The sequence below is a fragment of the Thermosynechococcus sp. M3746_W2019_013 genome, assembly GCF_015296045.1.
Classification (GTDB): Bacteria; Cyanobacteriota; Cyanobacteriia; order Thermosynechococcales; family Thermosynechococcaceae; genus Thermosynechococcus.
Map to the genome: position 1 here is coordinate 1 of NZ_DVDW01000010.1, position 14,594 is coordinate 14,594.

Consider the following 14,594-nt stretch of genomic DNA (forward strand, 5'->3'; position numbering starts at 1 on the left):
ATTTCTCTAAAGATTAAAGTAAAACCCTGCCCCGTTGGACAGGGAAAATATCAAAGTACTAGAAGCTAAAGGTTGTCCGGATTACGCCGAGGACGATTGGGGCATTGTTACTGTTGCTGTTGGGGTTGACCAAAGCAATGACCCCCGGCGTGATTGAAATATTCCGTGAAATAGGAATGCGGTACACTCCCTCAATATGGTAAGAGTTAAAAGTTGCAGGGGGGGCACCGCCTACATTCCGAACGCTAATGGTTTGGGGGGGTTGACCGACAATCAAACCAAGAACATCGCCCTTGCGCCAGACGTCCGGTACTCCAAAGGTGGCTGCCCAGTTCAAAACCTCTGCTTCTGGTCGTGGTGGTGCAAAGTTTTGCACTTGATAGACATTGGAATAGCCCACCCAGCCAGCAATATTGAACTTTGGAATCAGGCGATAGGTAAACTGAAAGCCAAAGTTATCGGCTGCTGCATTGGCATTATTACCAATGGGGTTATCAGCAGATCCAGGAAAACCATTGCTTCCTGTGCCGCCGGCAACCCCAGTACCAAAGGAGCGCACATAGGTAAATCCTAGGGCTAAGTTTTTTGTGGGACGCCAATCTAATTGAGCCAGAGCTGCGTAGGCTCCCCCAATCAAACCATTGGTATTCGGGGCATTCGGGGTGGGATTGTTGGCATTGGGTGCTTGATAACCAAGATTCAGGACGAGGTTTGTCCCCCGCTGTTTATTTTCAAGGAGTGTGTAACGCAGGGTTAGACCGGCGCTGTTGCCACCGCCAAAGCGATAGAGGGGGTTAAAGCGACCGAAACGGCTAATGGCTCCCGTTTCATCGGACTGCAAAAGGGGGTTAAAAGTGAAGACATTCTTATCAAAGTTCCCCGCGGCTGCGTCAAAGGCAAGGAATAGGCGATTGGTCAGAGGGGTGCGGTAATAGAGGTCATCAATGGCAAATTGGCCAGCAGTGTTGGTATCGTAGCCAAGACGCGCCATATTGGTGAGTGTAACCGCATTGTAGTTAGGCATATTGGCGGCCTGAAGGCGCACCCGCAGGACATCTTTGCCATAGAAGCTGGTGTCAAAGTTTAGCCGAGCGCGGTAGGTGGCAACGGTATTGTCGTCAATGGTCGGTCCCCGTCCGGGAGCCGGCAAGGCCCGGGTGCCCGTGAGGACATCCGAGACATTGAAGATGACCGAAGCACGAAGTTTCGTTGCGGTTGCAAATTGCCGTGCTTCCAACTGAGCAGTGCGAGCCTCTAGCCTATCTACCCGACCGCGCAGGGTCGCCAATTCAGCCTTGAACTCATCCATCAGGCGCCGCAGGGTGGCGAGGTCTTCCTTGGTGGCAAAGCGATCGCTGATCACGTCCAAGCAGGCGTTCAAAGCCGCAGCCATTTCATAACGGGTGGCTGCCCGATTACCCCGGAAAGTGCCATCGGGATAGCCGGCAATACAGCCGTATTTCTCTACCAGTGACGCCAAGGCTTGATAGGCCCAATCGGTGGGGCTGACATCCGAAAGTTGATTGACCGAGGTCACTTGGGGCATTGTCCGCTGCCTTTCCAAAGACTGGTCGGGGGCAGGAAGTCGCGGAGCCTGCGCCTCTAAGTCCGCTACTGCTGGCACTTGTGCCACTTGAAAGGGTGATTTTACTGCATGAGTTGCTTGTTGCAATTTATAGTCAAAAAATTCAGAGGCGCTCCTATCACCCCTATGGGATACATCTTGCAATTGATTCGCAGCTAGTGTTGCTGACATTCCCCAGGCGGGAGCCAAAACTAACCCCAGCCAGATCAGGATCGATCTCGCCATCATTCACTCCTTAATAATGATCAAAGTACCTGCAAGCCTCTATTTATAAAATTTCCAAGGGCAATCGGGCGATCGCCCGCCGAAATTTTGAAGGGACAACCATCATCTGCCCCCTAGAAAAAGCCAGGAGTAGATTCGCAATAAGCTCATTGAGGCTGAACAGAGGAAAACGGTTTCTTTACTTTGTTTATCTTGAACTAATTGCAAATAAAAGTCAACTAATTTCTGCGAATTCTATACAGCCCCAACGCTACTGTAAGCTTGATATGCTCTTTAGTAGTCCCGTAAGTCACTGCTGTGATGTCCTACTCGCTGCGTGTTGCTGATCTGCCCGTCGGCGATCGCCCCCGTGAAAAGCTGCTCAGCCAAGGTGCCCGCTACCTGAGTTCGGCAGAATTGTTGGCGATTTTACTGGGAACCGGTCAAGGGGCAGGCAAGCTTTCAGCCGTCGGCTTGGGGCAGTTTATTCTCAAACAGTTGGGGGAGCGCAGCGGTGACAGTGCTGATGCTGTCAGCGCCTTGCGGGACATTACCCCAGAGGAATTAATGGCGATTCCTGGGGTTGGCCCCGCCAAAGCCACCACGATCCTAGCCGCCGTCGAACTGGGGAAGCGGGTCTTTCAGTCGCGACCCGGAGAGCAAACCATCATTGACAGTCCTGCCCTGGCCGCTGCTGTCCTTGGTGCTGATCTCATGTGGCAACCCACGGAACGGTTTGCGGTTCTCCTGCTGGATGTGCGCCATCGCGTGTTGGGATCCCATGTGATTACAGTGGGCACGGCCACCGAAACCCTTGCCCATCCCCGCGAAATTTTTCGGGAAGCCGTGCGCCGCAATGCTAGCCGCCTAATTATTGCCCACAACCATCCCTCCGGCAATCTCTCTCCCAGTCAAGCAGATCTGGACTTGACAAAACAAATTCTACGAGCGGGACAGCTCATGGAAATTCCAGTGCTTGACCATTTGATTCTCGGGAATGGGGATTACCAAAGTCTGCGGGAGATGACCTCCCTCTGGCAAGAGGTGCCCCAAGGGGAGGGCAGTGCCTAATCCTCATCCGGTTCATTTTCCAGCAGCGCTTTTGCCTCTAGGAGTTGCTCTTTGTGGGCCTCACTGACAATTGGGTAATGTAGGTTCAGACTCGCCAATTTTTGATAAATAAAGTGAGCCACCATCAGCCGCGCAAACCACTTGTGATTGGCGGGAATAATGTGCCAGGGTGCCCATTTGGTACTAGTGTGGCGAAAGACATCGGCATAGGCTGCTCGATAGTCCTCCCAGTGGGCGCGATCGCGCACGTCATCAATGGAAAATTTCCAGTTCTTTTCCGGACGGCTAATACGCTCCAAAAAGCGTTTCTTTTGCTCTGCTTTGGAGATATTCAGGAAAAACTTGAGGATGAGAATGCCATTGCGTGTTAAGTAACGTTCGTAGTTATTAATATCCTCAAAGCGCTCTTTCCAGATGTGCTTGGTCTTGGTTTCGGGAGGCAGTTGCTGGCGATTGAGCAAATCGGGGTGTACGCGCACCACAAGGACTTCTTCGTAATAGGAGCGATTAAAAATACCAATACAGCCTCGCTCGGGCAAGGCACGATTCGCTCGCCACAAAAAGTCATGATCCAACTCCTCGGCACTGGGTGCCTTAAAGCTATAGACGCGGCAGCCTTGGGGGTTAATGCCACTCATGACGTGTTTGATCGTGCTGTCTTTGCCCGCTGCATCCATCGCTTGGAAAATAATCAGCAGCGCATAGATATTCTGGGCATAGAGAACATCTTGGTAGGCCGCTAGCTTCTTGATGCCAGCAACAAGGAGTTCTTGGGCTTCGACTTTGCTTTTGAGGCCAGCGGTGTCCGCAGGATCATAGTCCTTCCAGTGAAATTTCCCCCCCGCGCGAACAATATAGCGATCGGGGTTAATTGGGTCGAGAAAATCTTGAGGAATCATGATCAAGGGGAGATACAGCAGAAGTGTATCCTAGCCTACATTATCCCATTGCAGAAAAATCAAAAGATTCCACCTTGCCGGCTATCTTTAACAAATTGTATAAGGCAGGGGCAAAACAGAATTCTGTTTGTATGCTGTATCAGTAGGCGAGCGATCGCCCTCCATCGAATCATTTCCTGTCGTTTGCGTTTTGGACAGCCACGGTGGCTCCGATTAAACCTCACAAACTGGATCTGGATGCCAGTTACCCCTGCCCCTGTCGCCGCCAGGGGGAGTTGGTGCCGATTGCCCTCACAGAAGCGTTTGGCTGTCGGCGCTGTCAGCAAATTTTTGTTGTGCGTCCCGATGGCTATTCCATTGAGCAGTTGGCAACCACCTATCCCTACAAACGGGCGTGGTATTGGACGGGCTTGCAGTGGAATCAGTTGCAGCGGGGCTTCTCAGAAAGCTACTGGTATTTCGCCATCGGTCTGAGCTTCTTTTTATTGATGCCTATTCTCCTCTGGCTACCCTTACTTCTACAATTGTCCTTAAAGACTGAAGGGTTGCTATGGGTGATTGCCTCCCTGCTGATTGCACTCACGCCAGCATTTCTAGTCTGGATTGCCCTCTCCCGTCATTGAATGCGCTGCGGCCATGTTGCCTGAGCCACTGAGGAGGGCGCGGGTGGCCAGTACCCACCTCAGTCAAGCTAGCTATGCCCTCCGTCAGGAAGCCCTTAGGCACCTCATTGAGGAGTTGGCAACAGCAGAACCTCTCCTGTTGGAGCAAAATACTCTCGATCTCGAATCCAGCCGCGATCTAGCAGTGTCTCAGATTGTGCTTGGTTGGCTGCGGCTGACCCATGAGCGCCTGCAGCGTATTCGCCACTGGCTAGAGCATCTCTACCATGCGGCAGATCCATGGCAACAACCATTGCCGACGCGCCCCGAGGGGTTTCAGTATGCCGTTCCCCTAGGGGTGGTGGCCTTAGTCTATGAAGGGCTACCCACTTTGAGCTTGATGCTGGCGGGCATGGCACTCAAAACAGGAAATGCCCTTGTGCTCTGGAGTGGTGAAAGTAGTCACTATACCGCTGGGGCGATCGCGACTCTCATCGAGGCCGCATTGAGCAAAACCAGTCTACCGAAAACCACTATTCAAACCCTCTCCCTTAGTCCGGCCAGTTGGCTGGGGGATCCCACTGCTGTTGATTTAGCCCTTGTCTATGGCCGCTCCCGCTTTGTTGCGGAGCAACGGGCTGCTGCTCGCTGTCCCTTGGTCTCTCTTTCCCTTGGTAATACCTATCTCGTTTGGGATGGTTCAGTGTCACCAGAGAGTGTCCTCAACTGTATTCAGCACAGCCACCAAGCCAATCCCGATCGCGCCCTTGCTATTGAAAAGGTGATTGTGCTCGGTAATGTCAACCCCTCCCATCTTGCATTTGTGATCAATGAACTCACCCAAGCAGGCTACAAACAAGGGGTCGATGAGCACTTACACCGCACCTATCCCGAAATTCCCCTTGTGGACGCCAGTGAGTGGCCGCTCCCCTACCTGGATCAACGCTTGGCGTGGCACTACGAAGAAGATCTCATCGCCGCCGTGAATTGGATTCACCAGTATGGCAGCGCCGCCAGTGGGATTATAGCCAGCAGTTACGAAGACTGCCGCGCCTTTTATCAGCAGGTGCAAACGCCCCTTGTATTTGTCAATCGGCCCCCCCAATTAGAGCGCTTGGATGCGCTGGCCATTGGTGCTGCTGCAAAGGGTTTTCAGCGGGGACTCTTTGGCCTTGCTCAACTACTCAGTACGAAGCAGGTCTATCTCTAGACAATCAAAACCTTAGGTAGAACTCACGGGGAAAGGTGTCAGCCAATCCCTACTGCCGTTGGTTTCCACTTCCGTGAGCCAGCGTTGATAATCGGCCACAAGCTGCTGACTGAGGCGCTGTTTAATTGTTAGGAGAACGCTCTTGAGTAAGCCATTGCCGGTGGCTTCGAGAATTGGCCGCGGCGTCAGATCCAAGGGAGGCGGAATATCTACGCCCACCTGCAAGTCAGCAAGACCGATTAAATCCGTACCGTTGGCCGTGGCTTGGGGAGACAAGTAGCCTGCGAGGGCTAGGTGAAAGCGGCGATTGATGTAGTCCACACCGCGAATTTCACAGCCGAGGGAGCGCAATTGTAAAGAGCCGTCACTATTGGCATGAACCACTAAATCTACGGTGGGCTGCAAGCTGACCATGAGAAAGTTTAAGGGGCGCATCTTCAGGCGAAAGCGATCGCTTCCCAAAAATTCCACTCGGGTTGGATCAGTTAGGGCATAGACAAGCCGCCGGGGTTGACGCAGGTAGTGCTGTAAGGGAGCCGTGGGTGTTTCAATACTGAGGCGGACAGATTGGCTGGCCTTAAATTGTAAGTACATAGCACACCTAGCAAACGTTGTTTTTAATGTAACGAATTATTAAGGAAATAGGTAAAGGGTAAACCGAACCCCCTAGTCAGTCCAGCGGGTTTGCCGTCCCAGCCAAAGGACCGGAATGAGACCCACGATCACCAGGGCCAAAGCACTTAGGGCTGCCTCAGGAAGTCGCTCATCAGAGGCAAAGCGGTAAACCTGTATTGCTAGGGTATCAAAGTTAAAGGGCCGAATTACCAATGTTGCCGGCAATTCCTTCATCACATCCACAAAGACCATCAGGGCGGCGGTAAAAAGGCCGGGCACCATCAGCGGCAAGTGAATCGTGCGCAGAATATTCCAAGGGGATCGCCCCAGGGTCCGCGCCACCTCATCGAGAGAAGGGCGAATTTTCACCAAGCTAGCCTCCACACTGCCTAAGGAAACCGCCAAAAAGCGTACCAAGTAGGCATAGATCAGTGCTGTAATCGTGCCACTGAGAATCAAGCCCACTTCCACCCCCCACAGGTGCTCAGTGACATCATTAATGACGTTGTCTAGCCCCCCCAAGGGCATGAGAATCCCCACAGCAATCACTGTCCCCGGAATGGCATAGCCCATGGCAGCCATCTGTGTTCCCCAGCGCACCCAAACCGTTGGCAGCAGACGTCGCCCATAGGCCAGCAGCAGGGCAATACCCACCGCCAGTAGTGCCGAGAGCGTCGCCAAAATGAGGCTGTGGCTGGCATGTTCTAAAAATTCACGGCTGAGTTGTAATTGCTGGTAGCTGATGGCCAAGTAGAGCAGCAACCCGCCGGGGAGCAGGAGGCCAAAGAACACCGGGAGGGCACAGACTAGCCAAGCCAGAGCCGCTCGCCATCCCTTGAGCCCATAGGGAATGGGGCGATCGCTGCCCCGCCTGTAATAACGTGCCTTGCCCCGCGACCACTTTTCTAGGAGCAGGAGGGCAAAAACAATGACCACCAGAACTGAGGCCAACTGGGCCGCGGCCACGGGATCGCCCATGCCAAACCAGGTGCGGTAAATTCCTACGGTGAAGGTATCGACACCAAAGTACTGCACGGTACCAAAATCATTGAGGGTTTCCATGAGGGCAAGGCTCGTACCCGCAGCGATCGCCGGCCGAGCAAGGGGCAATGCCACTGTCCAAAAACTACGCCAGGGCCCACAGCCAAGGGAGCGACTGGCCTCTAAGCTACAGGTGGCCTGCTCCAAAAACGCCACTCGCGCCAAGAGAAAAACATAGGGATAAAGAACCAGGGTGAGCAGGGCGATCGCCCCACCAAGGGAGCGGATATTGGGAAACCAATAGTCACCGTAACCCCAGCCCGTTAGTTCCCGTAGCCATGTCTGAATCGGACCTTCAAAGGCAAAAAATTCCGTATAGGTGTAGGCCAAGACATAGGCGGGAGCCGCCAAAGGGGTCAACAGCAGCCATTGCCACCAGCGCACGCCCCAAAATTGACAGTTGGTAACCAACCATGCCGTACTGACACCAATGACCACAACGCCTATCCCCACGCCCAACATCAACCAGAGGGAGTTCAACAGGTAGGCGGGCAAAACGGTTGTGGCCAAATGCTGCCAAGTGTTACCCGTATTAACAAAGACTTTGCTGAGAATGACGAGAATGGGCACGGCAACCACAAGGGCAATCAGCCCCACCAGTAACTCCCAAGGTTTCAGTCGCACCCACCGCGGTAGGCTGAGGGACTTAAGCACGGCACGACCTCCAAAAACAGGCACTCACTTTCTCAAAAAGACTCAAAAATCGTCAAACTAAAATCTAGCCAGGGGGATCGCGTAATCATGGCACTCGTAGAAATGTAGTCCACCCCCGTCAAGGCCACCGGTCGCAAAGTGTCTAGGGTGATATTACCAGAGGCCTCAATTTTAATGTGGGGGGCTGCAGCGCGGATCATCGCCACTGCTTGGGTCATCTCTGGAATCGGCATATTGTCGAGCATGATGACATCTACGCCAAGGAGAAGGGCTTGGCGCACCTGCTCAAGGGTTTCGGTTTCCACCTCAATGGTCAAGGGAAAGGGACTGGCTTGGCGAACTTTTTCAACCGCAGCTGTGATGCCCCCGGCCGCCACAATGTGGTTGTCCTTAATCAGGATTGCATCGTCAAGGCCAAAGCGATGGTTCACACCGCCCCCCACAGCCACTGCATATTTTTCTAGCAGGCGCAGTCCGGGCGTTGTTTTGCGGGTATCCACCAGTTGGGTCGGCAAATCAGCAATTGCTTGGACGTAGGTATGGGTGAGAGTGGCAATGCCACTGAGGCGCATCAAGCAATTGAGGGCGAGCCGTTCACCCAGGAGTAATGTTTCTAGGGGAGCCGCAATCCGGGCAACAATGGTCGGCTCCTCACAAATTGCGCCCTCGGCCTGCTCGTAGGTGAACACTACCGCTGTGGTCAGGCGTTGGAAAACTCGCTCCACAATGGGCAGACCGGCAATGACCCCCTGACTTTTGAGACGGATATAGGCTTTTCCTTGGCGATCCTGGAGATGCAAGGCTTGGGTGGTGCGATCGCCCCGACCAATGTCCTCCTGCAACCATTGATCCAAGAGGGGATCCAAGATAGACCACGGCGGTAAATAGGCAGACACCCTAGGATTCATTGGAGAGCGTCACCAATGCCTGTAACTTGTCCCAGGCCGCGCCACTGGCCAGAATCGCTTTTGCCCGATCGACCCCTTCCCACCAATCCTGCACCGCTGCGGCCACATAGAGGGCTAAGGCCGCATTGAGCGCTACCACATTCTGCTGGGCACTTGTGCCCTTTCCCTGAAGAACGTGGGTGAGAATTTCGGCATTGGTCTGGACATTTCCCCCAGCAAGATCCTTCAGGGGTGCACTGGCGAGCCCCAAAGCTTGAGGATCAAGAACTTCTTGGCGCAGCGACTCCTCAGGGCTGCTAAACATCACTAGATCGGTCATATTGCCAAGGGTAGCCTCATCCACCCCTTCACGGCCATAGAGGACAATGCCCCGTTGGCGGCCGAGACGTTGCAGGGCACCGGCCATCGCTTCCAGATAGCGATCGCTAAAAACCCCAATCACTTGTCCTGTGGGATAGAGCGGATTCACCAAAGGGCCAAGGAGGTTAAAGACCGTGCGAATTTTCAGGGTACGCCGCAGGGGAGCGACGGCCTTCATGGCTGGATGCCAACCGGGGGCAAAGAGGAACGTGATCCCCACTTCCTTGAGTAAAAAGGCGGGATCACTGTGGGCAAGGTTGACCCCAAGAGTCTCAAGGACATCGGCGGAACCCACCCGACTAGAGACTGAACGATTGCCATGCTTGGCCACTTTGACCCCCGCTGCCGCCACGACAAAGGCCACTGCTGTGGAGATATTAAAGGTACCCGCGCGATCGCCCCCGGTGCCGCAGGTATCAATGAGGGGTTCGGCTAAATTCAGCGGCGCACCTGCGGATTGAGCCAACAATACATTGGCCATCCCCGTCAGTTCCTCAACCGTTAGTCCCTTGAGCTGTAATGCCGTAACAATGGCACCGGAGAGGGCATCGGGAATTTCTTCTGCCAGCCATCCTTGCATTAACTGAGCCGCCTGCTCTTGGGTTAGGGCTTGGCGATCAAGGAGTTGTTGGAGCAGGTCAGACCACATTGAACCTTGCAGGAAGAGAATCGAGGCTGAATTTAGACTTAGTTAGACTCAATTAGACTTAATTAAGTTGTTGCTGGCGCTGACGTGCCTGCCAATAGTGCATCGGTAAGCAAAGCAGCGAAGAGGCGGTAAGCAAAAAGGCCAAGAGTGCAGTGATTTTGCACATTTGACCCAAATCCGTACCTTCTAATGGTACAGCGATTTGCAGACCCTGGGCACCACAATAGACGAGCCAATAGACAAAGATCATGCGCCAAAGGGTTTCACCGTAGGCCTCTTGGGGGGAATACTCCCGCAGGGGAAATTGTTTTTCCTCTTGATAAGCCGCGTACAAGAGCCAGCTTAAGCCACTCAGGGCGGCGATCGCCGAAACAATTAAGATTCCCACTGACCAAGAAGCAGCCACTGTCATTGTTCTTTTGCACTCCCTATTATCAGCACATCGTTCCTTAGTCTAGGGGAGTCATTTGCAAGGGATGACAATTGCTAACAATTTGAAATTTTTACATCAACATAATTTACAAATGCCCTCTAGGTTCAGGTGAGCCATGATGGTTTTTGTCAATTCCTCCAGTGCAATAGTCCGTTGCTCGGCATAGTGGGGAACGGCTGTGGGCAGGGGGGGCAGTTGCCGGCGCGATCGCAACCCATTGAGCCAATGGCGACGCCAAGCACCGTTTTCCAATAGCCCATGGAGATACGTGCCCCAAAGTGTGCCCGCTCTGTTCACAAGCCCCAGTTCTGGGGCGGCAAAAAGGGGTTGCCAACCTTGGAGATCACCGGTGTATTCACTTTGGCCTTGGTGAATTTCATAGCCCAGGATCGGCTCAGGACAGTTGAAATGCAGCGATTGGGTTTGTTGTTGCTGGGTACATTTGGTTGCCCCCAATTGGGTGTGCAGCGGCATGAGGCCCAATCCTGCATAGGTGCCGGGGCATCCCTCTAGGCCTAGGGGATCGCTGATGGTGGTACCCAACATCTGCCAACCGCCGCAAATGCCCAGAATCGTTCCCCCTTGGGCAGCGTAGGTTTTGAGTTGCTCTGCCATCCCCGTTTCCCGCAGGACCTGAAGATCAGCAATGGTCGTTTTCGTCCCCGGCAAGATCACGGCATCGGGTTGCCCTAGGGGACGATGGGGGGGCAAAAACTCAACAGCAACACTGGGTTCTGCCAGCAGAGGATCCATATCGGTAAAGTTGGCAATACGCGGTAGTCGAATCACCGTAATTTTCAGGTCTGCCCCCTGGCGTTGTGGACGGGGATTCCAAAGATCAAGGGAATCTTCGGCAGCGTAGTGGCGCTCGAGCCATGGAATCACCCCTAAAACTGGTACCCCCGTGGTCTCCTCTAGCCATTGCAAGCCACTGTCAAGGAGCGATCGCTGGCCGCGAAATTTATTAATCACGATCCCCTGAATCAACGCCCGCTCAGCGGGTTCCAGGAGCATCAATGTCCCGACAATGTGGGCAAACACACCACCGCGATCAATATCGGCCACAAGCAGGGTCGGTGCCCCAAGATAAGTGGCCACCCGCATATTCGTGAGATCGCGATGCTTGAGATTAATTTCCGCTGGTGACCCTGCGCCCTCACACACAATCCAGTCAAACCGCTGCTGGAGATCTGCCAGGGCCTCTGTAATTGCCTGCCAACCCCGCTCAAAATAGTCCCGATAGTAGTCGGCCGCTTGGGTAACACCCGCCACCTGCCCCCTGAGGATCACTTGGGAGGTCATGTTGCCTTGGGGCTTGAGGAGAATTGGGTTCATTGCGACTTCGGGTTCTATCCCTGCCGCCCAGGCCTGCATTGCTTGGGCATAGCCAATTTCGCCGCCGTCACGGGTGACGTAGGCATTCAAGGCCATATTTTGTCCCTTAAAGGGAGTGACACGGTAGCCCTGCTGAGCCAGCCAACGACAAATCACGGCTGCGAGGAGGGATTTACCCGCATGGGACGTGGTTCCCACTACCATCAGGGATTTAGCCTTCATGGTCGAGTTCATCATTACTTCACTGCCTGCGGTACCTTTTCCAACAGTTCTGGGGCTAGAGATTGGGTGAGGTTCAGGCCATGGGTGGGTGAACTCAGCGCCATTGCTGCTGCTGGTGTCAGCCACTGCCGCGCCTGTTCATCCCCCAAGAGGTGCAAGCGTAAAAAGGCCAAGCTCAATCCTCGGAGATAGGCGCGCGATCGCAGGGGTGTGGCCCCCACAAGCACCTTTGGTACAGGCAGCACGGGTTCATTGGGACTGGTCTCACCAATTGTCGAAAAATGGGTCGCATTGTCCATCAACACCAAGTAGCGATCGCGCCCTGTTAGCCACGTAAAGGGATAAATTTGCTCCTCCACAGGGGGGGCGATCGTATCGTTACTGGCTGCAACCAACATCACAGCAGCCTTTAAGTGCCCCAAAGATTCAGGACTAAAAAGAGCACTGGTAATCGGGTTAACAGCAATTACCGCTTGCACCCGGGCATCCTCTAGGGCATAAACCTTTGGGGGTAATGCTTGCGCTTGGCATTGGAGCAGCAGTGACACATTGAAGGAGTGAAGGACAGTTCTTGTACAGTGTCGCCGTAGTTGTTGAAAATCCAATCGTGCCCCTGCCAGGGCCAGAGCGGTGTAGCCCCCAAAGGACTGACCAATTACTGCCACCCGCTCCAAGTTGAGCTGCCCTGCCCAAGGGTAGAGTTGCTCAGGAAATGCCGCCAAACGATTGAGGACAAACGTGACATCGAGGGGGCGATCCAGAAATTCTTGAGCCGCCATCCTTGGACTAACATAGGCCATGGGAAAGGACATGACCTGACGGGCTGAGCTACCAACATGCTCAAGGGCAATCACCGCAAACCCATGGGAAGCCAGATGCTGACACAGATAGCGATAGCTGTAGCGGGTTGCCCCCAGTCCATGGGAAACAATGACCACTGGAACCCGCTGTCTCACAGGAACGATGGGTAGATAGAGATCCGCTGCAATGGGGCGGGAATGTCCCGTTAACTGCAACCGCTGAGGCGATTCATCTACCGCTGTCCAAGGCATCTCTAGCCACCGCCAAGGGCCCGGTTGAAGCAGTGATTGCACACTTGCAGGGATAGCTTCTGTCTGATTTGCGATCGCCTGTTGACGGACAACATTCAGAATTATCTCTGTTTTGTGGATGGTGTGCTGGAAATTTTTGAGAATCGCGAGGCCTTCCTTGAGGTCAAAGCGAATACTGGGGGAGGGGTAGTGGCGCATCACACTCAACACGGTGAGACCATGGGGATCAGTGGCAGCGAGAATCAGCGCCGCTCGCAGTGCAAGGGCATTTTCTTGACGGCTTTGGGTTTGGAGAATCCGCCCCGCTTGCACCATGAATTCTTGACCTAGGGGGGAGTACAACAGTTGAGCAACAGCCACGGGGGACAATCGCAGTCGTTCTTGTAAGGCCAATCGTAATTGCTGCCGGTGCACAGGGGGCAATAACCGTAAATAGCTAATCAGTTTTGGAGAGGCTTGGCCAGTGGTAGCAAAGTATTCTAAATCAGCAATGGGGAGCGATCGCTCGAAGGGGCCATAGCGAAAAATAATTCGCTCTGCTGCCGTTGCCGACACCCCCCCTGATCGCACCCAAAAGAGGCTGAGACCCACCACGACAGTGAGAGGGGGCAATAGAAACCACTTAAGGGAGAGGTTATTCACAGCGAGGAGTCACGCAATGCCACTCAATCAAAAAAAACTGAGATAAATAGTGGGAACAGCGCTCAATAAAAAAATCTATAGGCACTTTCCAGTATAGATACAGCTCTTTGCTAGTATGCCGGCTGCTGCAATCGTCTCCCCATCACTTTGGAACTGCTAAGGTGCTGTCCTCGTCCTAGGGACTACTGAGGTTGTGAGCCAGCGCAATATCCGTAGGTGATGGACATCATCACCCCCTCGTTGGTGCTATCACCCCGCAGCCCCCACCAAACTCCTATGGTAGTAGTGGAGCAGGTAGGGAAATGACCAAAGATGAACGAGAAGACCCCCTGACACCTGCCGCTACCGTTTTTCAGTAAGGATATTGACCTATGAAACGACCTATTTTTACGTCACTGCGATATTTCGTTCCTTGGAGCTTGGCCGTACTCATCCTCAATGCAGGTCTGAGTTGGGCAGGATTTACACCCCCCCGCAACCTATCCCGTCCGGGGAATCGTGAGGGGGCGGCCACACGCGGCGTCTGTAAAGTGCAAACCGCAGCAGACGAACCTGATCTAACAACCCTGGTGCCTGCGAGTAATATTGGCTTGACGGCAATGAATCGCCCCCCGTTTTACTGGTATTTACCCGCCAATAATTACCAAGCTCTCGAGTTTGCCCTCTTTCAGAGCCTTGCCGATGGCAGGCAGGTGCCAATTTACAAGCAACAGTTTCCGATAGCCAATCGTCCCCGCCTAGACAGTATGACCTTGCCAGGTGAGGTGCCGCCCCTACAGGAGGGGGTAGACTACCGCTGGACGGTGACTCTGATCTGTAACCCCAATGACCCCGATCCCTCCCAGATACGCTTTGCGGAAGGCTGGGTACAACGGGTCGCTCTACCCGCAACATTGGAAAAACAACTCCTCAAAGCCAAACCCCTGCAACGGTACGATCTATTGGCTAGCCATGGCCTTTGGTATGATGCCCTCGATGCGTTGGTAAAACTGCGGCAGGAGCGGCCCAATGACATCAAGGTTAACACTCTTTGGAGAGAGTTAATGACCAGCGAGGCCGTCGGTCTCAATCGGCTGAGTAACCTGGCGATCGCCCAACGTAGCCGAGGCAAT

General features: G+C 53.7%; 13 protein-coding genes. 4 read left to right on the forward strand and 9 right to left on the reverse strand.

Annotated features, from left to right (window positions below; genetic code table 11):
- Positions 1–58 precede the first annotated feature (58 nt).
- On the reverse strand, positions 59–1,633 hold the full coding sequence (locus tag IGQ16_RS01415; protein WP_041429593.1) for an iron uptake porin: 1,575 nt from the start codon (positions 1,631–1,633) through the stop codon (positions 59–61).
- Positions 1,634–2,110: 477 nt separating this feature from the next.
- Here IGQ16_RS01415 and radC point away from each other — a divergent pair, with 477 nt between their 5' ends.
- A complete protein-coding gene (gene radC / locus IGQ16_RS01420; protein ID WP_024124755.1) occupies positions 2,111–2,860 on the forward strand; it encodes a DNA repair protein RadC in 750 nt (249 codons plus the stop codon).
- Here the strand turns inward: radC and IGQ16_RS01425 are convergent.
- Entirely contained in the window at positions 2,857–3,759 is a 903-nt protein-coding gene (locus IGQ16_RS01425; protein WP_297059965.1) for a polyphosphate kinase 2 family protein, read from the reverse strand. The genes radC and IGQ16_RS01425 overlap by 4 nt on opposite strands.
- 203 nt (positions 3,760–3,962) lie before the next feature.
- On the opposite strand from IGQ16_RS01425, the gene IGQ16_RS01430 reads away from it, so the two are divergent.
- Both IGQ16_RS01430 and IGQ16_RS01435 read left to right on the forward strand, forming a co-directional pair.
- Positions 3,963–4,382, forward strand: coding sequence for a hypothetical protein (locus tag IGQ16_RS01430; RefSeq protein WP_297059967.1), 420 nt, complete (start codon positions 3,963–3,965; stop codon positions 4,380–4,382).
- Between the two features lie 43 nt (positions 4,383–4,425).
- A complete protein-coding gene (locus IGQ16_RS01435) occupies positions 4,426–5,571 on the forward strand; it encodes a gamma-glutamyl-phosphate reductase (protein WP_024124758.1) in 1,146 nt (381 codons plus the stop codon).
- A gap of 12 nt (positions 5,572–5,583) precedes the next feature.
- Here the strand turns inward: IGQ16_RS01435 and IGQ16_RS01440 are convergent, their stop codons facing one another.
- From IGQ16_RS01440 to IGQ16_RS01470, 7 genes are all read right to left on the reverse strand, one after another.
- Positions 5,584–6,165: a DUF1997 domain-containing protein gene (locus IGQ16_RS01440; RefSeq protein WP_024124759.1), complete on the reverse strand. Its 582-nt coding sequence runs from the start codon at positions 6,163–6,165 to the stop codon at positions 5,584–5,586.
- A 72-nt stretch (positions 6,166–6,237) separates the two neighbouring features.
- Positions 6,238–7,905, reverse strand: a complete 1,668-nt coding sequence (locus IGQ16_RS01445) for an iron ABC transporter permease (protein ID WP_297059970.1) — start codon at positions 7,903–7,905, stop codon at positions 6,238–6,240.
- 8 nt (positions 7,906–7,913) lie between these two features.
- Positions 7,914–8,789, reverse strand: coding sequence for a carboxylating nicotinate-nucleotide diphosphorylase (gene nadC, locus IGQ16_RS01450; protein WP_297059972.1), 876 nt, complete (start codon positions 8,787–8,789; stop codon positions 7,914–7,916).
- A complete protein-coding gene (trpD, locus tag IGQ16_RS01455; protein WP_024124762.1) occupies positions 8,779–9,798 on the reverse strand; it encodes an anthranilate phosphoribosyltransferase in 1,020 nt (339 codons plus the stop codon). The genes nadC and trpD overlap by 11 nt, the downstream gene beginning before the upstream one ends.
- 58 nt (positions 9,799–9,856) lie before the next feature.
- On the reverse strand, positions 9,857–10,210 hold the full coding sequence (locus IGQ16_RS01460; protein WP_024124763.1) for a hypothetical protein: 354 nt from the start codon (positions 10,208–10,210) through the stop codon (positions 9,857–9,859).
- Positions 10,211–10,306: 96 nt separating this feature from the next.
- The gene (locus IGQ16_RS01465) at positions 10,307–11,788 is read right to left on the reverse strand and encodes a cobyric acid synthase (protein WP_024124764.1); all 1,482 of its coding nucleotides are present in this window, start codon (positions 11,786–11,788) and stop codon (positions 10,307–10,309) included.
- Between the two features lie 14 nt (positions 11,789–11,802).
- Positions 11,803–13,482, reverse strand: a complete 1,680-nt coding sequence (locus tag IGQ16_RS01470) for an alpha/beta hydrolase (protein WP_297059974.1) — start codon at positions 13,480–13,482, stop codon at positions 11,803–11,805.
- 371 nt (positions 13,483–13,853) lie between these two features.
- Between IGQ16_RS01470 and IGQ16_RS01475 the strand changes: the two genes are divergently transcribed.
- On the forward strand, positions 13,854–14,594 hold a 741-nt coding region (locus IGQ16_RS01475; protein WP_297059976.1), incomplete at its 3' end, for a DUF928 domain-containing protein.